This is a genomic window from Bacillus sp. FSL M8-0071, assembly GCF_037975455.1.
Lineage (GTDB): Bacteria > Bacillota > Bacilli > Bacillales > Bacillaceae > Bacillus > Bacillus subtilis.
In genome coordinates this window covers 491297-512872 of sequence record NZ_CP150256.1, presented here as the reverse complement: position 1 = coordinate 512872, position 21576 = coordinate 491297, and the positions used below count along the sequence as shown (strand labels likewise).

Annotated in this window: 22 protein-coding genes; 6 read left to right on the top strand and 16 right to left on the bottom strand. The window is 44.8% G+C overall.

Annotation, left to right across the window (positions count from 1 at the left end; genetic code table 11):
* Positions 1-99: 99 nt before the first annotated feature.
* Together MKX71_RS02590 and acpS are read right to left on the bottom strand one after the other, a co-directional pair.
* On the bottom strand, positions 100-1116 hold the full coding sequence (locus MKX71_RS02590; RefSeq protein WP_003234282.1) for an outer membrane lipoprotein carrier protein LolA: 1017 nt from the start codon (positions 1114-1116) through the stop codon (positions 100-102).
* 165 nt (positions 1117-1281) lie between these two features.
* Entirely contained in the window at positions 1282-1647 is a 366-nt protein-coding gene (gene acpS, locus MKX71_RS02585) for a holo-ACP synthase (protein ID WP_015252768.1), read from the bottom strand.
* A gap of 94 nt (positions 1648-1741) precedes the next feature.
* Between acpS and MKX71_RS02580 the strand changes: the two genes are divergently transcribed.
* A complete protein-coding gene (locus MKX71_RS02580; RefSeq protein ID WP_032722928.1) occupies positions 1742-2341 on the top strand; it encodes a rhomboid family intramembrane serine protease in 600 nt (199 codons plus the stop codon).
* Between the two features lie 196 nt (positions 2342-2537).
* Here the strand turns inward: MKX71_RS02580 and MKX71_RS02575 are convergent, their stop codons facing one another.
* From MKX71_RS02575 to MKX71_RS02555, 5 genes are all read right to left on the bottom strand, one after another.
* Positions 2538-4019 carry a PH domain-containing protein gene (locus tag MKX71_RS02575; RefSeq protein WP_151262009.1) on the bottom strand — a complete coding sequence of 494 codons (1482 nt, stop codon included), beginning with the start codon at positions 4017-4019 and terminating at the stop codon, positions 2538-2540.
* On the bottom strand, positions 4009-4488 hold the full coding sequence (locus MKX71_RS02570) for a PH domain-containing protein (protein WP_087614318.1): 480 nt from the start codon (positions 4486-4488) through the stop codon (positions 4009-4011). Before MKX71_RS02570 ends, MKX71_RS02575 begins: the two co-directional genes overlap by 11 nt.
* Positions 4489-4660: 172 nt before the next feature.
* The gene (cshA, locus tag MKX71_RS02565; protein ID WP_003246685.1) at positions 4661-6145 is read right to left on the bottom strand and encodes an ATP-dependent RNA helicase CshA; all 1485 of its coding nucleotides are present in this window, start codon (positions 6143-6145) and stop codon (positions 4661-4663) included.
* A gap of 399 nt (positions 6146-6544) precedes the next feature.
* Positions 6545-7918, bottom strand: a complete 1374-nt coding sequence (gene murF, locus MKX71_RS02560) for a UDP-N-acetylmuramoyl-tripeptide--D-alanyl-D-alanine ligase (protein WP_087614849.1) — start codon at positions 7916-7918, stop codon at positions 6545-6547.
* Positions 7919-7989: 71 nt separating this feature from the next.
* Positions 7990-9075 (bottom strand): D-alanine--D-alanine ligase, encoded by a 1086-nt coding sequence (locus tag MKX71_RS02555; protein ID WP_014475870.1) that lies wholly within the window; start codon positions 9073-9075, stop codon positions 7990-7992.
* 153 nt (positions 9076-9228) lie between these two features.
* On the opposite strand from MKX71_RS02555, the gene MKX71_RS02550 reads away from it, so the two are divergent.
* Positions 9229-9549: a thioredoxin family protein gene (locus MKX71_RS02550; protein WP_003234326.1), complete on the top strand. Its 321-nt coding sequence runs from the start codon at positions 9229-9231 to the stop codon at positions 9547-9549.
* A 14-nt stretch (positions 9550-9563) separates the two neighbouring features.
* Here MKX71_RS02550 and MKX71_RS02545 read toward each other — a convergent pair whose 3' ends face one another.
* The gene (locus tag MKX71_RS02545) at positions 9564-10436 is read right to left on the bottom strand and encodes a cation diffusion facilitator family transporter (RefSeq protein WP_151262007.1); all 873 of its coding nucleotides are present in this window, start codon (positions 10434-10436) and stop codon (positions 9564-9566) included.
* A gap of 246 nt (positions 10437-10682) precedes the next feature.
* On the opposite strand from MKX71_RS02545, the gene MKX71_RS02540 reads away from it, so the two are divergent.
* Positions 10683-10847, top strand: coding sequence for a Fur-regulated basic protein FbpA (locus tag MKX71_RS02540; RefSeq protein ID WP_014478893.1), 165 nt, complete (start codon positions 10683-10685; stop codon positions 10845-10847).
* Positions 10801-10980 (top strand): Fur-regulated basic protein FbpB, encoded by a 180-nt coding sequence (gene fbpB, locus MKX71_RS02535; protein WP_080262603.1) that lies wholly within the window; start codon positions 10801-10803, stop codon positions 10978-10980. The genes MKX71_RS02540 and fbpB overlap by 47 nt, the downstream gene beginning before the upstream one ends.
* 23 nt (positions 10981-11003) lie before the next feature.
* On the opposite strand, the gene MKX71_RS02530 is transcribed toward fbpB, so the two are convergent.
* From MKX71_RS02530 to dctS, 8 genes are all read right to left on the bottom strand, one after another.
* Complete coding sequence (locus MKX71_RS02530) at positions 11004-12149, bottom strand: acyl-CoA dehydrogenase family protein (RefSeq protein WP_015715274.1); 1146 nt, start codon at positions 12147-12149, stop codon at positions 11004-11006.
* A gap of 129 nt (positions 12150-12278) precedes the next feature.
* Positions 12279-12614, bottom strand: a complete 336-nt coding sequence (locus MKX71_RS02525) for a hypothetical protein (protein ID WP_003225151.1) — start codon at positions 12612-12614, stop codon at positions 12279-12281.
* Between the two features lie 94 nt (positions 12615-12708).
* The gene (locus MKX71_RS02520) at positions 12709-13476 is read right to left on the bottom strand and encodes an ABC transporter permease (RefSeq protein WP_015715273.1); all 768 of its coding nucleotides are present in this window, start codon (positions 13474-13476) and stop codon (positions 12709-12711) included.
* The gene (locus MKX71_RS02515) at positions 13469-14395 is read right to left on the bottom strand and encodes an ABC transporter ATP-binding protein (RefSeq protein WP_003246573.1); all 927 of its coding nucleotides are present in this window, start codon (positions 14393-14395) and stop codon (positions 13469-13471) included. Before MKX71_RS02515 ends, MKX71_RS02520 begins: the two co-directional genes overlap by 8 nt.
* A 276-nt stretch (positions 14396-14671) precedes the next feature.
* A complete protein-coding gene (locus MKX71_RS02510; protein WP_015252777.1) occupies positions 14672-15724 on the bottom strand; it encodes an AI-2E family transporter in 1053 nt (350 codons plus the stop codon).
* 147 nt (positions 15725-15871) lie between these two features.
* Positions 15872-17137: a C4-dicarboxylate transporter DctP gene (dctP, locus tag MKX71_RS02505; RefSeq protein WP_014475862.1), complete on the bottom strand. Its 1266-nt coding sequence runs from the start codon at positions 17135-17137 to the stop codon at positions 15872-15874.
* Between the two features lie 120 nt (positions 17138-17257).
* Positions 17258-17938: a two-component system response regulator DctR gene (dctR, locus tag MKX71_RS02500; RefSeq protein ID WP_003234347.1), complete on the bottom strand. Its 681-nt coding sequence runs from the start codon at positions 17936-17938 to the stop codon at positions 17258-17260.
* Positions 17928-19535 carry a two-component system sensor histidine kinase DctS gene (gene dctS, locus MKX71_RS02495; protein ID WP_033883548.1) on the bottom strand — a complete coding sequence of 536 codons (1608 nt, stop codon included), beginning with the start codon at positions 19533-19535 and terminating at the stop codon, positions 17928-17930. Before dctS ends, dctR begins: the two co-directional genes overlap by 11 nt.
* A 69-nt stretch (positions 19536-19604) precedes the next feature.
* Between dctS and dctB the strand changes: the two genes are divergently transcribed.
* Both dctB and MKX71_RS02485 read left to right on the top strand, forming a co-directional pair.
* The gene (gene dctB / locus MKX71_RS02490; RefSeq protein WP_003234350.1) at positions 19605-20657 is read left to right on the top strand and encodes a C4-dicarboxylate TRAP transporter substrate-binding protein DctB; all 1053 of its coding nucleotides are present in this window, start codon (positions 19605-19607) and stop codon (positions 20655-20657) included.
* Positions 20658-20741: 84 nt separating this feature from the next.
* Positions 20742-21563 (top strand): manganese catalase family protein, encoded by an 822-nt coding sequence (locus MKX71_RS02485; protein ID WP_015715268.1) that lies wholly within the window; start codon positions 20742-20744, stop codon positions 21561-21563.
* The last annotated feature ends 13 nt before the right edge of the window (positions 21564-21576 follow it).

Genomic DNA, 21576 nt, shown 5'->3' with positions numbered 1-21576 from the left:
CTTTTATTCAATATCATTTACATATCATACTAAAATTAAAGGCTAAAGGGAAACGATGTCTAACGAAAAAAAGGCCAAATCATGTTTGGCCTTTGGCGGTTATTTCGATGATTGTCCCTGCATGCTTTTCGCTACTGTCACCATTTCCTCTTTAGAAAGATCTTTAGAAGAGAGAAGGTAATCTACGCCGTCATATGTCCATGATAATGATGCATCCGACAGGGCGCCGATGGTGTAGCCGAGATTTACCGGTTCGCCGTTCAGCGTAACGGAGGAGGAAGCCTTCGCAATCTGGGCTTTTTCCTGAATTAACGTAAATGATTTTTCTCCTCCGTACGTCATGATGATGCGCTTCCCGTCTTCAGTAGATATATCTTTTTCTTCAAGCAGCTTGACGCCAAGCGGCAGTTCCAGCGGCGTTTTGACCGCGAATGTATCGGAAGGCTTTGCGCTTGTGGCAACATCCATTTGAGAAAGGGTCATATTTTTCTTTTCGTCAAATGATTCTTTATCAAATTGTTTATTAAATTCAAAGCTGCTGAATTCTACTTTGACCATCACTTTCCGGTCAGTATCCATCACTTTGACAGATGACGGGCTCATATCTTTTTTGTTAAATGTGATTTCTTGCGTGGGCAGCATTTTGTTATGCTGATAATTTGTTTTTGTTTCGAATACGTATTTCTTTTCTTTCGCTGTGAAAACTGCATCCGAATCGTTTTGAACATCCTTTACGAGCGATTCAAACAGATAAACCTGGCTGCTGTTGTTCGGCCAATCGCTTTGAAATCTGAAGCTCTTATTTAAAGACGGCGTGAGAACGAATACTCCGTTTTCATTTCGTAAAATGACTTGGTTTTGGTCCTTTTTCGGATTTTCTAAATAAACCCTGTACAGAGACGGCTTTTTGTGCCAGATTTCCACATTGTATACTTGAGGCTCACTCCCTGTCTCGATGGTCATTTTCGCTTTTGCTTTGTACGAGGTGTATTCTTTCGCCTTTTCATCTAACCCGGCCACAATATCTTGCTGTGTTTTTTGCCCGCAGGCAGAAAGAATAAGAACAGCAAGCAGTCCCGTTAAAAGCAAAACAAAGCTTTTTCTCACCTTTTTCAACCCCTTTTTCTCAATTGATGTAAAAGGAAGAAATCGCTTGTTTGACTTTAACGGTACGCTCGGTACACGTTTAGGCAGAACAGATGCGTACCATAAAAGCCTCAAACAACTTGTCTCCCTTAATGCACTATCAAATATATGAGTGGGGTTTCCCTAATATGCAGACTAGCTTGACAACCTTTCAATCACAACCTGCGCGGCAGCGTATTCTTTTGTATGAGTGATCGATACGTGAACGGCGGCTTGGCTCAGTTTCGTGCAAATGATATAGGGCTTGCCATTTTGGTCTTTCCTAATTTCAATGTCCTGAAAGCTGAGCTGCCTCCCAATGCCGGTGCCAAATGCTTTAGAGAAAGCTTCTTTTGCCGCGAATCTGCCCGCGAGAAATTCGATTTTTCTTTTCTCTGAAAGCTCATAGTATTGGTCAAGCTCGCTTCGCGTCAAAATCCGCTCGGCAAACCTTTTCTGGCGCCCAGCCATAGAGGCGATGCGTTTAAGCTCGGTAATGTCCAGCCCAATGCCGTAAATCATGTATGATAACCTCCTTTGCCTACGTACTATTTAAATGGTTTGTCTCATAAACGTGTTACTATAGATATACCAAAATGAAGAAAAGGGGCTCGGAATGTTTATACGGACTGAAAATTTTCAAACGTTTATCAGGCTTTACCCCGTTGTCACCTTTATATTGGCTTTGCAAGCTGTTCTCTGGCTGTTTTTTTCACTTCCTGCCCATTCAGTCGTGTTATGGAGGGATACCGTCACAGGCTATAATCTAGGTGTCGCAAACGGTGAATGGTGGCGGCTGATCACACCGATTTTGCTGCACGCCGGTTTCACACATCTGCTGTTTAATTCCATGTCCATCTTTTTATTTGCCCCGGCTTTGGAACGCATGCTGGGAAAAGCGCGTTTTCTTCTTGTATACGCCGGCTCCGGCATCATCGGCAATATCGGCACTTATGTTACAGAGCCGCTTGATTACGTGCATGTCGGTGCTTCAGGCGCCATTTTCGGGCTATTCGGCGTGTACCTGTTTATGGTTCTTTTTCGCAATGAACTAATAGGGCAGGAGCATTCCAAAATGATCATCACACTGCTCGCATTTGCCGTTCTCATGTCGTTTATCAACTCCAATATTAACATGATGGCCCATCTGTTTGGACTATGCGGCGGGCTTCTTCTTTCGTTTTTATTCGTGCAAAAAAAAGAGCGGCGGTATTAACCGTCGCTTCAGATTGTTGACAAAATCCTAAAATGGTTTTCATTTTAGGATTTTGTCATCTTTTCAGCGTGATTGAAAACCCTTGAAGTCTAGGAAGGACGAGCATAGGAGCGGAGCGAATGTTCTAATTCGTGAGCACCGAAGCGCAGTCCTGACAACGAATGCGAGGGTTTGTCGACACGCTGGAGCGGCGGTATTAACCGTCCGCTTTTTCATATGAGTACCACTTTAAAATGAAGGCTGCATCCTCTTCACCTACATCCCTCACCGTTAATTCTTCCATATGGCTCGATGATTTCACCGAAGTAGAAATGGTATACAAGCGGCCTTTCTTTTGGAAATAGGATTGGCTGAACTTGCAGACCTGCATTCGTTTTTTCAGTACAATGGCGGTTGTTCTGCCTATAAATCTAGACGTCAGCTGAAGACGGTCCCCGTTGATCGTCCATGCAGCCTCTTTATACGCGAGATAGCCGAAGAACAATTCTATCGGCAGCAGGATCACTGACAGATAGCCCCATGGCTGAAAGAAGATACATAACGGGATGATCAAAAAGAGTGAAAAAATGACAGAACGGAACAAATAACGTTTCAACGCGCGCCGCGGCAGGCGGCGGCAGTTTTCTTCCAGCGTATATTCCGGTGTAAATGTTCGGAGCATGTGCGGAAGCTTTTTTTTATGAATCATTGGAAAGAGAATGGTCAAAGCGCCTTCTTCTTTTTCCCGGTCGCCGCCTCCTGCGCTGACGATGGACACCGTTACAAAGCCGAAAAGCTGGCGAATGATATTTTCTTTGATTTTAATGGCTTGTATTTTTCGCAATGGAATCGTGACTTGATGTTTTTCAATAATTCCCCTTGAAATTACCAGTTCCTGCTCTTTTTTTATGATTTGAAAGTTCGCGTATCTAAACATCATGCCCGTGATGCTGAAAATCCAGGCGATAAATAAACCGATAAAAATCAGTACCGCGTAAATACCGATGCTGGCGTGCTGAAGGAAGGAAAACTTATCGAATAACCAATCCATTGGCAGCACTTCATCAAGCTGGGAAATAAGTGCAAATACAGCGGAGATAATGACTCCGATTCCGCCGGAGGTAGAAGCGGCCATGAGCAATTCTTTCGCGTTCATGCGATAGTGCTCTTGCACCTCAACGGCCGGAACCAACTCCTCTTCAGCTTCAAGCCGTTCTTCATCAAGTTCATTTTCTCGTCTTTGCGCTTTTTTCTTAAAGACAGCTTCTTTGATGCGTTCCGCTTCTTCAACAGAAATAGCAGAAAGAACGGCTTCTGCCTCCTTGCCTCCGCCTGCTGTTTCAATTTGCAGCTTCACAAGCTTAAAGATTTGCTGGACAAGGCCTGCGCTCGTATTCATCGTTTGAATCCGATCAATCGATATGTATCGCTTTTTCGTAACAAATAAGCCTTCTTCGATTCTAAATTCATCATCTTCAATTCGATAGGTAAACCTTCTCCATTTGATAATGCTTGCCGCTACAAGCCAGATGAATAGCACACCGAGCGCAATGGCTCCGTAAAAACGGACAGTATGGTTTGAATTGACAATATACACAAAAAAGAATGGCAGAATGATATTTTTTATCGTTTGAATAATGGTATGGCATAAATTCAAAATGACTGCTGCGGGGTGCAGGCGTTTCGGTTCAGACATCATCATCAGTCACCCTCGCCAGACGGGAAATGGAGTCTCTCAGCCGATCCGCTTCCTCCATCTCTAAAGCGGGGATCGAATGAACGGTCGCGGCCGTGGAAATTTTCACCGTTGCCAGGTTGTATTTTTTTAATAATGGCCCTTGTGACGTATCGACGTGCTGAACTCTGACCATCGGAACAATCACACGTGTTACCACAAAAATACCTGACTGAATATCTATTTCATGTTCATGGACTTCATATCGCCACACCTTATGACGGACCTTCGGAATGATAAAGACCGTCACAATCGATCCCAGCAGCCAAACCGCGCCGAGCACGCCGCTGATCCAGTACGGCCAATCAAAATAATAGCTTAACACTGCAACTGCAATGACAATAAGTAAGCAAACAGCGGATATGATGATCTCTTGAAGTCGCCAAACCTTTAATCCGTCTGGACTGATTTGGTTTTTTGGCTGCTCTCTCAAAAATACCTACCTCCCTTTTTTTCGTCGTTATTTATACGTCTCTTTTACAGAAAGGTTTCATTCTTAAGCATACAGAGAAAAATGGCTTCCGTCAGCTGAAAATTTGCTGAATAACAAATCGCGAACATAAAAAAGCCCAAAACATCATGTTTTGGGCTCTGAATCGATCAAATTAGTAAGATTTTTTCTGGCGTCTGTCACCTGAAGAACGGCGATCGTTTGAACGCTTTTTATCGTAGGAAGAACGGTTGTTGCTTTTCCCTTTTCCGCCGCGGTAGCCGCCGCCTTGACCGTCTCTGCGTTTAGAAGAGCGCTGGTTCTTGTAGCGTTTGCTGACCATCGGCGCTTCGTCTGTTAAGCGAACCGGTGTGTCGTCTGGCTCTTTTGTAGCCATTTTGATAGCCGCCGCAACCACTGTTACTGCATCATGATCTTCAAGCAGCTCAGCTGCCGCTGTCATGTAGAAGTTCAGGTTGTTTTCACTGATTGTTGTGCGAAGACGTTCAACAGTAACCTGCTGCTGGCCTTCTAACGCTTCATCAAGTGTAGGCTCCTTCATGCGGTCCATTTTGCGTTTTGTTGTTTGTTCAATTGCGCGAAGCATGCTTTTCTCACGCGGTGTAATGAACGTCATCGCCATACCTGTTTTTCCTGCACGGCCCGTTCTTCCGATACGGTGAACGTAGCTTTCAGGATCTTGAGGCACGTCGAAGTTGTATACGTGTGTAACACCTGAGATATCAAGTCCGCGAGCGGCAACATCAGTTGCGACTAGAACTTCGATTGCGCCTTCTTTAAATTTACGAAGCGCAACCATACGTTTCGCCTGCGTTAAGTCACCGTGAATACCTTCAGCTGCATATCCGCGAAGGTTCAGAGCTTCAGCCAGTTCATCGACACGGCGTTTTGTACGTCCGAATACGATCGCAAGCTCAGGAGACTGAATGTCAAGAAGACGAGTCAGTGTATCGAATTTTTTGCGTTCTTGCACTTCCAAATAGAACTGCTGAATGTTAGAAACCGTCATTTCTTTCGCTTTTACTTTTACGTGTTCCGGCTCAGTCATGAAGCGCTCTGCAATGCGTTTGATCGGCGCAGGCATTGTGGCAGAGAACAGAAGTGTCTGATGCTCGCTTGGCACGTTTGAAAGGATAGATTCAATATCGTCAATGAATCCCATGTTCAGCATTTCATCCGCTTCATCCATTACAACGGTATTTACGTTGTTTAAACGAATGGTGCGGCGGTTGATGTGGTCAAGAAGACGGCCAGGTGTTCCGACAATAATATTCGGATTCTTCTTTAACGCCCGGATTTGCCGTCCAATATCCTGTCCGCCGTAAATAGGAAGAACCTTCGCACGTTTATCTTGTCCGATTTTATACAATTCTTCAGATACTTGAATGGCTAATTCACGGGTTGGCGCGATTACGATTGCTTGAATATTAGGAGACTCGGGGTTAATTTTTTCAACAAGGGGTATACCAAACGCAGCTGTTTTACCTGTACCTGTTTGCGCTTGTCCAATGACGTCTTTATTTGAAAGTCCGAGCGGTATCGTTTGTGCCTGAATCGGTGTTGCTTCTTCAAATCCCATACGATTAATTGCTTTCATGAGATCAGAACTTAAATTAAAATCTTGAAACGTTATAGTCAAATTATTCAAACTCCTTCTAATTGCTGTTTCAGTAATGTCGTGATTTACCACTTATAAAACTGCCCTTTAGACAAGAAGGACAGGATCCATCCGTATACAAAGCCCGAATTACTTTAAGTTTTATCTTACCATTACACTATTTGTTTTTCAATAAGATGAGAAGCAGATCGGCATCTCGAATATGCCGGCTGCTGCTCCATCCGCTCCCAAGAATCCAGCGGAGAACTTCGGGTCACGATGAAAAGTCCGGACGAATATGTTCGTATCGCGAAATAACCTATATATATTGTATCATAGCCGCAGCCGGCCAGATATACATAATTTTCGGCCGGCATACATTAGTGTTTGCATATCATGTTATTTTATGATGCAATATACGTTTTTTCGCAAAATATTTTCTTATGAAAGCGGGCTCTCTATTAAATCTTTAACGATTTCTTCAAGCTTCATACCTCTGGACGCTTTGAATAAAATCAAATCGCCTTTTGATGCGTTTTCCTTCACAGCTTGGAGGAGATCTTTTTTCTCAGTGTAATGGCTGACGCGGTCTTTCTCAAAGTGTTTCAGGGCGCCTTCTGCGATAAAAGCTCCCAGTTTTCCGTACGTAAAGACGCGGTCAATTTTATCAGGGCTGATCACAGCGCCGCACTCTTTATGGAACGTTTCTTCAAGATCGCCGAGCTCAAGCATATCACCGAGCACGAGCATTTTTTTGCCGTAGCCTTCGAGGCTTTCTGTCAATTGAATTGCAGCTTTCATGGAAGTCGGGCTCGCATTATAAGCGTCATTGATTATCGAAAGGCCGCTGTCTGTTTTGATGAGTTCAAGTCTCATCCCGGTTACCTTTAGGCCGCTCAGTCCTTTTGCCGCATCCTCAGGCGCGATGCCAAAATAAGCCCCTGCAGCAATCGCTGCCATGGCGTTCATCACATTGTGCTTGCCGAGTATCGGAATAAAAAACGTGTTTTCTATCCCTTTGATTGTAAAATGGGTTCCTTCCTCACTCTGGCTGACATCCTGAAGCTGATAATCATTATGCGTTCCCGTACCGTACGTTTTCGTCTGGCAGCTGTATGCATTTTGAAGAAGCGGTTCGTCCCCGATATAAATCAGCACTCCGGCTTCTTTAAGCCCGTTAATGATTTCAAGCTTCGCCTCCGCGATGCCCTCTCTAGAGCCGAGGTCTTGCATATGCGATTCGCCGATATTCGTAATCACTGCCGCATCCGGGTTTGCCAGGCGGCTCAAGAGGTCAATTTCTCCTTTGGCGCTCATTCCCATCTCCAATACGGCGATCTCCGTATTTTCAGGCATCGCTAAAACTGTCAGCGGCAAACCGATATGATTATTGAAGTTTCCTCCAGTTTTGTGGACACGGTACTGGGTCCCCAGTACGGCGTGAATCATATCTTTTGTTGTCGTTTTGCCATTGCTTCCAGTTACTCCGATGACACGCGTGCCAAGCTCCTGCAAATAGGCTTTTGCAAGCTGCTGAAGTGCGGTAAGGGTATCGTCCACTAAAATGACGGCGTGATTCTCGGGCGGATTTGGTTCTGACCGATCCCAAAGAACAGCCGCTACACCAGCTTCAAAAGCCTGCTCCACAAAAGTATGGCCGTCAAAACGTTCCCCTTTCAGCGGAATGAAGAGCTGATGTTGTTCCAGTTTTCTTGTATCGGTTGCCACTCCATGAATGACTGTTTGTTCATATTGCGGATTTGTTAGTGTGCCTTTAACCATTTCGGCAATGTTTTTTACTGTTCGCTTAATCAAGTAAGGTCCCTCTCTTTCTTTTGTATATACGGGAAAAAACACTGCCCTTTTACCGGCAGTGTCCTTCTTCATTAGAATGTATGCTTAATCAATTGTTTTTCAGCGTGGCGTTCTTTTGCAAGCTCCACAAGCTGTTCAATCAGGTCAGCATATTCCACTCCGGCTTCTTTCCAGAGCAGCGGGAACATGCTGAAAGGTGTAAAGCCAGGCATTGTGTTGACTTCATTGATCAGAACTTCGCCGTCAGCTGTCAGGAAAAAGTCCGCTCTGACGAGTCCTGAACCATCGATCGCTTTAAACGCTTTGATCGCCATATCACTGATTGTTGCGTATTCCTCATCAGTCACAATCGCCGGAATCATCAGATCAGTATCTCCATCCTCATATTTCGCTTTGTAATCGTAGAAATCCGTCTTCGGTGCGATTTCCCCCACAACAGAGCATTTAGGATCGTCATTTCCAAGAACGCCGATTTCGATCTCGCGGCCGTTAATGCCTTCTTCGACGACGACTTTGCGGTCATATTGGAAAGCAAGCTCAAACGCTTTTTGCAGTTCTTCACGGTTTCGGCATTTGCTGATTCCGACACTTGAGCCGAGGTTCGCCGGTTTTACGAAGCAAGGGTAGCCTAATTCCTGTTCAACCTGCTCGCAGCTTTCTTTCGGAGAACGAGTCCAGTCTTTTTTAAGGAAAGCTGCGTATTTAGCCTGAGCAAGGCCAGCCTGCGCAAATAAATGTTTCATGACAACTTTATCCATGCCAGCTGAGGAAGCAAGCACTCCGTTGCCGACATAAGGAATGTTCAACAGCTCAAGCATTCCCTGGATCGTACCGTCTTCTCCATTCGGTCCGTGGAGGAGCGGGAATACGACGTCGATGGCTTCATTTTGCTGTGACGCTTCCTGCGGAAACATCTCCTGGTTCAAGGCAGCTGGAGAAAAAGCACTGCCTCCTTGCTCAAATTGAAGCATTTTCACATTTGAAACAGGCTCAGTTAAACGGGCGCCTCTTACCCATTCGCCTTTTTCTGTTATATAAATCGGATGTATATCAAACTTCTCAGTATTTAGCGCTTTGATTACAGCCAGAGCCGTCTGCAGGGAAACATTATGTTCTGCCGACTTTCCTCCGTACACTAATCCTAGACTTGTTTTCAATGGATACTCCCCCCACTACAATTCATCTTTACTATCTTATCATTTTCACCGGAAAATGATCTAATTATTTTTGGGCATGCTGATGTTGAATGCATTTGTATGTAATTCCTTTTTATTTTATATTAAAATGGCATTGAAAAGGAGATGTGACATATGAAAAAAATCACAACAAACGAACAATTTAATGAACTGATTCAATCCGATAAAGAAATCATTGTAAAGTTTTATGCTGATTGGTGCCCAGACTGCACACGCATGAATATGTTCATCGGCGATATTTTGGAAGAATACAATCAAAACGATTGGTATGAGCTGAATAAGGACGAGCTTCCTGACCTGGCTGAAAAATACCAAGTAATGGGCATTCCCAGCCTGCTTATTTTCAAGAACGGTGAAAAAACAGCTCACCTTCACAGCGCCAATGCCAAAACGCCTGAAGAAGTGACTGAATTTTTATCTGAACATATAAGCTAATTCGTTAAACAGCCTTATTTTATGTCGTCAGGCTCTACATGAACATGAACATGAGTGACATCGTGTTCATGTTTTATTTTGTCTTCTACTTCATCCGCCACTCCATGGCCTTCTTCTACTGTAAGCTTCGGATCAACCGTAATGACCATCTCGATATGAACTGTACTGCCTAAATACCTCGCTTTCACATCCTTTAGGCGATGCACATTTTCGATCCTGCCGACGGTCTGTTTGTAAGGCTCAAGATCTTTTAAATGGAAGCCGTCTGTTAAGGAATGTGAAGCGTCTTTAAAGATATCCCACGCTGTTTTGCAAATGATGATGCCGATGATAAAAGCCGTTACCGGATCAATCCACGGCAGCTTCAGCTGGGACGAAAAAACACCGATAAACGCGCCGGCGCTTACAAAAGCGTCTGACCTGCTGTCCTTTGCCGCTGCCATCAGGGCAGAGCTTTTAATGGACGCTGCCAGCCTTTTGTTATATAAATAGATGCCATACATAAACACAGCACTGCCTAACGCCGTCCATGCCGCGATAAGATTTGGCTTTTCCGTTGTGCCGCCCGCAATCGCTTTTCCTCCGCCGATTAACACTTCAATGCCGACTGCCATCATAATAAAAGACGCAACAAGAGACGAAATTGTTTCAGCCCGATAATGGCCGTATGGATGATCGCTGTCAGCCGGTCTTTGAGAAATCCGCAATCCTATCAGCACTGCTACTGACGCAACAATATCTGTTCCATTATTTAACCCGTCTGCTCTCAGCGCTTCAGAATGATATAGAATCCCGATGACTAGCTTTACAACAGCAAGAATGACATATGCAAAAATATTGAGGAGCGCCCCTTTTTCTCCCTTTTTCAGATTTTCTGTCCGCTCCATTGAATACCAGCCTCCATTCTATTACATAGTATGGTTCAAAACATGAAAAATAGCAGGGTGCGTTCAATGATGCGGAATATTTCGACAGCAAATTATTGCCCGGGAAACTTTTTGTCGATTTGTTGAATGTTTGTAAATTGGCCAAGAATAGGACTCTTTTCATCTTTACAGGCTATTGCGGACATTGTATACTGAAGTTAATTGATAATGATTATCAATATCGTTTGATTGGAGGTTGGTGACACAATGACACCTCAGTCTGCAGAAATCAGAAAAAAACAGCTCATTCATCTGTTAATACAGAATGGTATATACAAAAAGTCAAAGCGTCATCTGTATGAATTGTCGCTGACGGAGTTAGAAAGTGAATACAACCATGTCAGGAGGGCACCGGAGCATGCCGAAGCGTAAAGTGAAAACTTACCAACAGCTGATCCAGGAAAACAAAGAGGCGATTATGGGCAATCCAAAGCTGATGAACGTTATTTATGACAGGATCGACCGCAAGCATCAAAAAAATCTGCAAGAGCAAAACAATACATAAAAAGAGCCGGTAAGGCTCTTTTTTTATGACTCAAACGCTTCAGCCGCCAGCTTGTGTATCACGGCGTCATCCATCGGCGGGTTGTGAAGACCAGCGCGCACATCACGATAATAGCGCTGAAGCGGGTTGGTTCGTTCCAGGCTTTTGGCCCCGACAATTCTCATCGCTTTATCAACAACAGACAGCGCAGCGTTTGTGACGATATGTTTCGCCGCACCGAGCTCGCTGGTCAAGTGTGGACGCCGCTCCGGATCGTCATACAATTGAGCGATATGGAAAAGAAAGTGTCTGGCATTGAGCAGTTCAAGCTCCATTTCGCCTGTTCTTTGCTGTACGGCCGGGACATTCTTGATCGGTCCATTCAAGCTGTTTGGAGAATACTCAGATGCAAATTGCACTGCATAGTCACGAGCAGCTTGAGCCACACCAAGATAAATCGCAGGAATGTGAAGCAGCCAGCCATTCGGCTTAGCTCCACGAGGCCCTTGAAGCAGTTCCACCAGCTTATTCTCATCAAGCATAACTTCGTTCAGTACAAGGTCATGGCTCCCAGTCGCCCGCATCGCCATCATATCCCACGTTTCTTCAATCGACAAGCCGGGATCATCTTTATGAATGAGAAACACGCCTGTTGTTTGTTTGTCCTCAATCCATGCGGTTACTAAAAAATAATCCAGAGCTTGTGACATCGTCGTAAAGGTTTTTCTCCCGTTCACTGCCCATTTGCCATCCTTTTTGACGGCGTGTGTACCGGGACGCCCTCCTCTTGTCGGGCTTCCGGTTTTCGCTTCAGTCGCCGCCCTGTTAATGACAGCTCCGTTTTGGACTTCCTTGGCAACAAATGCAAATACGTCTTCATCCCAGCTGTTGCCTTCTCCAAGCTCCCCGATCACGCTCAAATGCCAGCCGATGCTAAGAGCCGTCGGAGCATCTCCCCGTGCAAGCCGTTCTTGAAACAGGAGCATATCGTAAACAGAAATGCCCCCTCCGCCATGAGATGCCGGCAATGTTAATGCTGTATACCCAGCATCACGCAGTTTTTGTATTTTCTCTGCAGGAAAACGTCCCTGTTCGTCATCTTCAGCAGCTGTTTGCTGAAATTCATCCGCAATCCGTCCGATTTTCTCCATCCATTGCCGCTGTTGATCGTTTTGTATAAATAATGACATCCGGCAGCCCCCCAAGTTTTAATTCCGATAAATTTAATATGTATTATAGATTTCCTGCCATTTTTCCGCAACTGTTAATCTTTTTGTCCAGTATAAAAAAACACGCCGTTCCCCAAGGGAACAGCGCGATTACACAGGATTTGCATCCCGGTCTTGTTTCATGCCGAGATAAATCAGCATATATGTCAGGTAACCCATCGTCATCACCAGGCCGCCAAAGAAAAAGCTTGAGAAAATCGGCTCTTCAAAAGCGGTCACTGCGGCCAACACAATCCAGCTGGCATACAGATAGATGATAAAATAGCGGATGCCCGTCTTCATTTTATATATCATGTACAGTCCCACGAGAGAAAACAACCCAAGCGCGAGCCTGAAATAAACAAGATGTTCAAACTGAAACATGAATGACACAAATGAGAATCCAAGCAGCAATACGATCGGTAAAGCGGTAATAAAGTTCCTCAATCGAGACACCTCCGTCAGTACCTTTAGTATAAACCAAAATATCAAATGATATTGATTTACGTGAGCTTTTTCACAAAAATGTCATTCCTTGCCTTTAGACCCGAACATCCCGTTTACAGAAGCACCACCAGCCAACAACGATGAAGAATATGGCATGTATGATGAGAATTCCAATTGAAAACAATGGCGTCATGCCTGAAAACAACGCTGTCTCTCCGCTTCTGTATTGCGTAAAGTCAGTGTTCGCAAAAAGCAAAAAGCTGCCCCACTTGTTTTCAAACAACTTCATGAGCTGAACAAGTGTACTCGCTCCGTATAAAACGACAAAAGAAACAACAACTGCTACCGCGCTGTTGCGGAACAGCGAAGAACAAAGCAGCCCGAATAATCCCATCATTACAGCTTCAAGCCAGTTTGACCCGATCAGCGCCAAGGTGTTGACCAGCAATGTCTTTGATTCCGCAGTCACCGATGTGCCAAAAAACACGAGACCGAATAATAATGCCAGAATGTAGTATGCCAGATACAAATAGAAGCTTACCATCACGACTGTGATTAATTTTGACCAAAAGACCTTTTGGCGTTTAACCGGACGAATGAGCAAAAATTTGATCGTCTTTTTATCAAATTCCATCGAAACAATTGTTGCTGCAATTACGATCGTTAAAGCCTGCAGCAAAATGTTCAGGCTCGGTGTATACGATAAATAGCCGATGAAGTTTTCATCTGTTCCGGCACTGATGACAATCCGTTTAATGATCAATGCCATGAAGAATTGAAAGACAGCCATCAGGATAAGAGAAACCAAAGTGACCTTCCGATTAAAAAGTTTCATATGTTCATTCCAAATTAATTTAGACAAGCTCTTCTCCCTCCTCTTGATGAGCTGTTGTCGCTTTTATAAATTCGTCTTCCAGTGACTGCGTGTAAGGCGTAATGGAAAACACATTCAGATCTTGTCCGACAAGTGATCGGTTCAGCTCCGGTATGTTTTCTTTTGCCACCTCAACTACAATTGTCCCGTCTTGGCTCTCAGCTTGATATTGATTGCCTGTCAGCCAATTGAGCGCTTTTTCTTGCGGCTGCACTTCTATAATCGCTTTTTCTGTGGTTTGATCAGTTCCTTGTAAGCTGACTTCCGCTTTGATCTCACCTTTTTGAATGATGATGACACGGTCGCACAAGTCTTCAACCTCGCGCAATAAATGAGTGGCGAACAGGACAGCTGTTCCTTCCATTTCTGCGAGCTCTTTAATATGATCGCGAAAATCCTTCATCCCCGCAGGATCGAGGCCGTTTGTTGGTTCATCTAGAATGAGAAGCTTCGGCCGGTGAAGAATTGCCTGGGCGATTCCCAGACGCTGGCGCATCCCAAGGGAATAGGTTTTCACCTTATCATGAATCGCTGACGTCAGCCCGACACGTTCCACCACTTCATCAAGCCGTTCATCCGCTATTTTTTTGTGCATATTCGCAAAGTGCTTGAGGTTTTCCCAGCCTGTCAGGTACGGATAGAACTCAGGGTTCTCAACAATCGCTCCAACCGCTTCCATCGCTTTTTCAAACTCTGTATCATGCTGGAATCCGCTGATTGTCACGCTTCCGCTGTTTTGTTTCAGCAGCCCGACGATGATACGGATGAGTGTTGTTTTTCCGGAACCATTTGGACCGAGAAGGCCGATGATTTCACCCTCCATGACGTCCATGCTGATCTGTTTTAAAATCTGTTTAGACCCAATCTTTTTATCGAGGCCTTCAATATGTAAAATCGGCTCAGCCATAAAGCCTTCCTCCTTTTTCGACAAAAAATAAACAGTGCCTAACATTAGGCACTGTTTGTATTATAGCATTTGTTGCTTCCAAATGTTTGGTTAAACCGATGATGAGCGTTTACTCCGACTGTTTGTTCTTTTCAGTTTCTGTAATGATGACAGGCATTGTCACCTGTTGTGTTCACCACTGTGCGAAGCAATGCCAAGCTCCGATTCCGAGTCTTAATTCCATGCCTTGAACAGGCAGGCCGGCAGATCGAGGCACACTCATTATTCGATTTTAAACTACATTTTATCGCTATTCTCTCGGGGTCCTTTAGACCTATCTTCCTTGTTGGTGACATCCAGAATATCAAGGAGAAACACAAAGATCGGAATCCCGATAATTAAACCCCAAATGCCGAAGAAGTGTTCAGAGAAAATGAGTACTGTGAAGGTGAAAAAAATTGGCAGCTCTGTTTTCGCCGACATCAGCTTCGGATTTAAGAAATAGGTTTCGATCGCATGAATGGCGAATATGACAAGGACAATGTAGAGCACATACATTCCACCGCCAGTGCTGTAGGCGATAATGCTGAGCGGAATCAGGGAAATGACGACGCCTGCTACAGGGATCAATCCAAGGAAGAACACCATAATCGAAAGCCCAAACAGCTGCGGAAAATGCATAATCCAAAGCGCGATAAACGTCAGAATACAGTTGACGAGCGCAATGATAAATTGAGCCTCGAGCACCTTGCCGAACGTTCTTGCAAATTTGCTTCCGAAAAAAGCAATCTCCTCATAAAAGACCCTCAGTTTGCTCGTTTTAAATTTCGCCATGAATTCAGAAAGCCGTTTTTTCTCAAATAAGAAAAACATGCTGAGAATGAGCGCCATCACGACCTGCAAGCCGAATGTGCTGATATCGGCCAGATACGTATACACTACATTGAAGCCCTCTTTGACATATGAACTGATGTTAATATCTCCGAAGACACTGGTGATCTCATCAAAGAAAGGGATGCTGTCAGGATGATACGCAATATGTTTAATCTGCTTTACCAGCTGCTGGATCTGTGCCGCGACGACCGGATAAAACACAAAGCCCCCGACTGTAAGCAGCACAGCCAGCAACATGTAAAGAAACGTAATGACAACCCGCTGGCTCACGCGGAAGAACTGGCTTACAAACTGCCGCACGACAAGCTCCAAACGATCCATAAGAAATGTGAAAATGAAGGTAAGCAATATTAAGTTGATCATGCTCTTAAATAGATATAACACACCAGTTAACACGACAAAGATGGAGAAACGCCTTACTCCCGGGTGCTGAAAAAATTTAACTAAAGCGGCCATTTATACACTCCTGTTAGGACAAACGTCCTTCATTCAATATAGTATCCATTTGTAAATTATATAACAAAAAAATGCTGAGGTCTCTGTCCTTACCTTAATAATTCTTAAACAATTAAAAAAACGGCCCATGGATGGGCCGTTCTTTTTTCAGACTGCTGTTTTCATTTTTTTCATGCCTTCAACAGCCTCTACGCTTTTTGCTTCATCAAATTCATTTTCGCTTTTTGCAACAATGATCGTGGCGATTCCGTTTCCGATCAGGTTCACAATGGCTCTTCCTTCACTCATGAAACGGTCAACCCCTAGCAGGAGTGCAAGACCCTCCAGCGGAATGACCTGCAGCGCTGACAGCGTTGAGGCAAGGACGATAAATCCGCTTCCCGTCACACCTGCCGCTCCCTTCGATGTCAGCATCAGAACGAGGATAATCGTAATTTGCTGGCCGATGCTGAGGTCTACTCCAAACACCTGTGCCAAAAAGACAGTCGCCATAGATAAATAAATGGATGTGCCGTCGAGGTTAAACGAATAGCCCGTCGGAATAACAAGTCCAACAACTGATTTGGAACAGCCGTAGCGCTCCATTTTATCCATCATACGCGGAAGCACCGATTCGGAAGAGCTTGTGCCAAGCACGATCAGAAGCTCATCCTTAATGAAGCGAAGGTAATTCCACAGGCTGAATCCGTAAAGCTTGCAGATGATATTTAAAGCAACAAATACGAACAGGAACATCGTAATATAAACAGACATCATTAAGCTTGCCAGCGGTTTGATGGAATCGAGCCCGAAGTGTCCGATTGTATACGCCATCGCCCCGAATGCCCCGATTGGCGCGGCACGCATAATGTAGCCGATAATTTTGAAAAAAACGTGAGAAACCTTGTCGAAGAAATCAATGACGCTTTTTCCTTTTTCGCCTAATGCCGCAAGACCCACTCCGAAAAGAATAGAAAAGAATAAGACCTGCAAAATGTCCCCTTTTGCGAAGGCATCAACCATGTTGGATGGAACAATGTGTGTAACAAATTCAATCCAGTCGATTCCCTGACCGCCATTTTGCGTGTATTGTGATACATCACCCTTTTCAAGCTTGCTGTAATCAAGACCCGCACCCGGCTTCATAATATTGACGACAAATAAACCGATAATGAGTGCGAGGGTGGTGACAACCTCGAAATAGATAAACGCTTTTCCCCCTACTTTTCCAACCTTCTTCATATCGCCCATTTTTGCAATCCCGAGAACGATTGTGAAGAAAATAATTGGTGCAATCACCATTTTAACAGCGTTGATAAATGTATCGCCAAGCGGTTTCATTTCTTTGCCGACATCCGGCCAGACCAGCCCGACAATGACCCCGATGATGACCGCGGTTATGACCTGAACTGTTAAATTTTTAAACAGTTTCATATCCTTCATCCCCCTGTCCTATTCGCCTTTTGTGTCTTTCTTACTATAATGATAGCGTTTTCATAATGTCTGGGGAAGTTTATGATCATAACGGACATTTTGGTCTTTTTGGTCTCAGGTTTATCCTTTTAACACGTAGCGGTTGACCGGCCGGCCGACTCCGCCGTATTGAACGTCCAATTTGATGATCCCGGTTTTTTCTAAGTAATCAAGATATCGTCTGGCTGTCACTCTGGCGATGCCAAGCGCCTTGGCGACCTCTTCAGCAGAAAGGGATGCGGTTTGCTGTTTCAAAAAAGCAGTGACTTCATTCATCGTGAAATGATTCAACCCTTTCGGCAGATCCTGTACAGCCTGCTGCGGAATATTCAGGATCGCATCGAGCTGTTCCTGGGACAGCGTATCATTCGCTTCGATTTTTTGTTTATATTGCTTGTACTTTTCGAGTGCCTGTCTCATTCGCTCAAGCTTAAACGGCTTTAAGATATAGTCAACCGCCCCGTTTTGCAGCATGAGTGAGATCGTTTCCTTGTCTTTTGCAGCGGAGACGACAATGACATCCACTTCAAGCTTTTGCTTTCTGATCTCCTGCAAGGTCTTGATGCCGTCTTTTTTCGGCATGTACACATCGAGAATGACGAGATCCGGCTGTTCTTCTTTGATCAGCTTCATGCCTTCCTCTCCGTTTCCTGCCGTTGCACAGACAGTAACGCCTTTAACAGTTGTAATGAAATCCTTATTGACCTCTTGAACCATCGGATCGTCTTCAATGAGCAGAACCTTCCATTCTTTACGAGCCATGCTGTGCTTCCTCCCCCTTCATTGGAAAAACGATAGAAAAAGATGTCCCCTGCCCCGCATGTGAATCAACTTCTATCGTGCCCGATCCTTTGTCTATGATTTGTTTCACTAGATACAGGCCATAGCCTGTGCCGCCAGTTTTATTGACCGTAAAACCTTTGTCGTAAAGGCGAGGCATATGTGCCGGATCAATTCCGCAGCCGTTATCTTCTATTAAAATAGCAAGGATATCATCTGTTTGTTCGATACTAATGTCAATTCGTTTGTCTTCAGATTGAACGGTTTCAAATGAGCCGAAGGCATTTTCAATCAGATTCCCCAAAAGCACGACAATATCATGCTGATCAACATGCTCGGGAAATTGCTGAAGACTGCTGTTTTCATCTATATGAACAGCAATGCCGAGCTCTCTTCCCCTTCTGATTTTACTTAATAGAAGGCCTGCCGCAGCGTCATTTTGAATCGAGCGGTGCAGAAATTCAGTCACATTTTCCTGCTCAGTTGACGCCTGGAATGCAAGCTGCAAGGCTTTTTCAGATTTCCCCAGCTGGATGAGACCGGCGATCGTGTGCAGCTTATTCATATGCTCATGGTTTTGGACACGGAGCGCCTCCACAAAGTTTCTGACACCAGTCAATTCCTCTGCCATCTTGGCCGCTTCCGTTCTGTCCTGAAAAATCGCGACGGCGCCGATCACTTTTTTCTTCATGACGATCGGAATTCTGCTGCTCATGATGACTTTTCCGCTGACACGAATTTCTTCATTATAAACCGCTTTGTTCCGCTCCACGATTTCGGGCAGGCGCGAATCCTTGAGAACCTCCCAAATCACCTTGCCGATCAGATCCCCCTGCACTTCAAAGATCTGTTTCGCTTTTTCATTGAAAATCGTAATGATGAGACGATTGTCAATGGCGATTACCCCTTCATTCATCGAGTGAAACGTCGCTGTCCGTTCTTCATACATTCGGACAATCTCATGGGGTTCAAGCTGAAACATTTGTTTTTTGATATGGCGGGCCAGCAAAAAGGAACCAGCAAGGCCGAAGCCGAGTGTCAGCACAACGATGAATGCGATATCACGCTTTAAATGAAGCAGGATGTCAGCGATCCCTGGCAGCGTTTTTCCGACAAGCACCACGCCTATTTGGTTCAGGTCTTGATCCTTAACCGGATAAAAAGCGCGAACCGCCGTGCCGAGCTCGCCCTTTGCTTCAGAGAAATAAATGTGCTCCGCAAACGCTGCCTCCTCGTCTGCACCTTCTGATTTCTTGCCGATGCTTGTGCTGACAGGATGCGTATATCGGATGTGATTCATATCCATGACGACAATATAGTCTGCTTCATTAATCATCCTGATTTCTTCAACCGCATGGCGAACAGCTTCTGTTTGTTTTTTTCGCGCCAAGGCTTCTTTCACTTCTGTCATCTCTGACACAGTCCGGGCCGTATTCATCAGCCGCTTTTTCAACTCCCGCTCCTCTGTATGCTGAATGTTGCCGATGAGCACAATGCCGCCGATCAAAAAGGAGAAAATGACGAGTATATAGGATAAGATCGTGATTTTCCAACGGATTGAGAGCTTCTTTTTGTTCATCAGCTTCTCCTTTCAGGTCTTTACGAATGTCATTGCCCCCATTATCCTTAACATAGGGGAGGGCTTTTCATGAAGAGTTTGCTTGCATGTCTCGCACTGATGATCGCTGGAATTGCAACCGCTTTATTTATCGGATTCCATGATCATACCGGCAATAAAAAGATTGTTTATGATGACGACCAGGAAGGCCTGCAGGATCAAATCGTGTTTAAATTCAGCCACGTGGTTGCTGAAAATACGCCAAAAGGGCTGGCCGCCAATAAATTCGCTGATCTGGTGAACGAAAAATCAGGCGGGAAAATAAAAATAGAAGTATTTCCGAATGGAAGCCTGTACTCGGACATTGAAGAAATTGAAGCATTGCAAAACGGCGATGTTCAATTTATCGCCCCCTCCACATCGAAGCTCGGCATGCTCTCGCCTGAATGGGGAGTGCTGGATCTGCCGTATGCTTTTACAGATTACAACGCCGTCAAAAAAGGGCTGAACGGAAGCATCGGCACACAGCTGTTTGATTCTCTAAAGAAAAACCAATTAAAAGGACTGGCCTATTGGACGAACGGCTTTAAGCAAATCACAACAAATCAAGGGCCGGTCAAAACACCGGATGATTTAAAAGGGCAGGATCTGCGCATTATGCAAAGCGATGTGATTGAGGATCAGTTCAAGCTGCTTGGCGCAACACCTCATCAGGAATCCTTCAATTCTACCTTTCAGCTGTTAGAAAACAATGTAGTCGATGGCGAAGAAAATACAATTTCAAACATCTATTCTAAAAAATTTTATAATGTTCAGGACTATTTGACAATAAGCAGCCACGGTTACCTCGGCTACGCTGTCATGACCGATGAACACTTCTGGAAGGCGCAAACACCAGAAACAAGGCGCATTTTGACTGAAGCGATGAAGGAGACGACGGAGTGGAATGAAACGTATGCCGAACAAATGAACAAGGAGCAGCTGGAAGAAATCAAAAAGAATTCTGCTATACATATTTATGAGCTGTCAGATAAAGAGAAACAAGAATGGATGAAGCGTCTTGACCCTGTTTACCGGCAGTATGAGCCCATCTTTGGCCGGGAGCTGATCCGGGAACTGTTGGAGCTGCGAAAAGATTCATAGTTCCCATCTCGATACGCTGTTTTTCGTTTATCTTTCTATCGATCGGAAATATAAAAAGAGATAATCGAAAAAGGAGATGGGTACATGTTTAAGCACACAAAAATGCTGCAGCATCCTGCTAAACCAGATCGTCCAGATCCATTATTCGCTAAAAAAATGCAAGAAATTTTAGGCGGGCAATTCGGAGAAATTTCAGTTGCCATGCAGTACTTATTTCAAGGCTGGAACACAAGAGGAAATGAAAAATACAAGGACTTGCTGATGGATACGGCAACTGAGGAGCTCGGGCATGTTGAAATGATCGCAACGATGATTGCCAGACTTCTTGAGGATGCCCCTCTTGATCAGCAGGAAAAAGCTGCTGAAGATCCGGTCATCGGCTCCATCCTGGGCGGCATGAACCCTCACCATGCGATTGTATCAGGACTTGGCGCCATGCCGGAAAGCAGTACAGGCGTACCTTGGAGCGGCGGTTATATCGTAGCAAGCGGAAACCTGCTGGCAGACTTCCGCGCCAACCTGAATGCGGAATCTCAGGGCCGTCTGCAGGTCGCACGCCTGTTTGAAATGACGGATGACAAAGGCGTCAAAGATATGCTCAGCTTCCTGCTGGCGCGTGACACAATGCACCAGAACCAATGGCTTGCCGCCATTAAAGAATTAGAAGCACAGGAAGGTCCGGTTGTGCCGGGTACATTCCCGAAAGCGCTCGAAAAACAAGAGTTCTCACATCAGCTTATCAATTTCTCTGAAGGCGAAGAAAGCGCCGAGCAAAACTGGCTGAATGAAAAAGCGCCGGACGGAGAAGCCTTTGAATATGTGAAAGAAGCAAAAACGTTTGGAGAAAAACCGGAGTTAAAACCAGCACCGCCTTTTGTTCATAATACACTTCCGGGACGCGAGTAAAGAGACAAGCCCA

Excerpts from the sequence above, each read along its gene's own strand:
- acpS (WP_015252768.1), bottom strand. The coding sequence starts at position 1,647 with ATGATTTACGGCATTGGGCTGGACATTACCGAGCTTAAACGCATCGCC.
- MKX71_RS02580 (WP_032722928.1), top strand. The coding sequence starts at position 1,742 with ATGTTTATACGGACTGAAAATTTTCAAACGTTTATCAGGCTTTACCCC.
- MKX71_RS02575 (WP_151262009.1), bottom strand. The coding sequence starts at position 4,019 with ATGATGTCTGAACCGAAACGCCTGCACCCCGCAGCAGTCATTTTGAAT.
- MKX71_RS02550 (WP_003234326.1), top strand. The coding sequence starts at position 9,229 with ATGAAAAAAATCACAACAAACGAACAATTTAATGAACTGATTCAATCC.
- MKX71_RS02545 (WP_151262007.1), bottom strand. The coding sequence starts at position 10,436 with ATGGAGCGGACAGAAAATCTGAAAAAGGGAGAAAAAGGGGCGCTCCTC.
- MKX71_RS02540 (WP_014478893.1), top strand. The coding sequence starts at position 10,683 with ATGACACCTCAGTCTGCAGAAATCAGAAAAAAACAGCTCATTCATCTG.
- MKX71_RS02530 (WP_015715274.1), bottom strand. The coding sequence starts at position 12,149 with ATGTCATTATTTATACAAAACGATCAACAGCGGCAATGGATGGAGAAA.
- MKX71_RS02515 (WP_003246573.1), bottom strand. The coding sequence starts at position 14,395 with ATGGCTGAGCCGATTTTACATATTGAAGGCCTCGATAAAAAGATTGGG.
- MKX71_RS02510 (WP_015252777.1), bottom strand. The coding sequence starts at position 15,724 with ATGGCCGCTTTAGTTAAATTTTTTCAGCACCCGGGAGTAAGGCGTTTC.
- dctP (WP_014475862.1), bottom strand. The coding sequence starts at position 17,137 with ATGAAACTGTTTAAAAATTTAACAGTTCAGGTCATAACCGCGGTCATC.
- dctR (WP_003234347.1), bottom strand. The coding sequence starts at position 17,938 with ATGGCTCGTAAAGAATGGAAGGTTCTGCTCATTGAAGACGATCCGATG.
- dctS (WP_033883548.1), bottom strand. The coding sequence starts at position 19,535 with ATGAACAAAAAGAAGCTCTCAATCCGTTGGAAAATCACGATCTTATCC.
- dctB (WP_003234350.1), top strand. The coding sequence starts at position 19,605 with ATGAAGAGTTTGCTTGCATGTCTCGCACTGATGATCGCTGGAATTGCA.
- MKX71_RS02485 (WP_015715268.1), top strand. The coding sequence starts at position 20,742 with ATGTTTAAGCACACAAAAATGCTGCAGCATCCTGCTAAACCAGATCGT.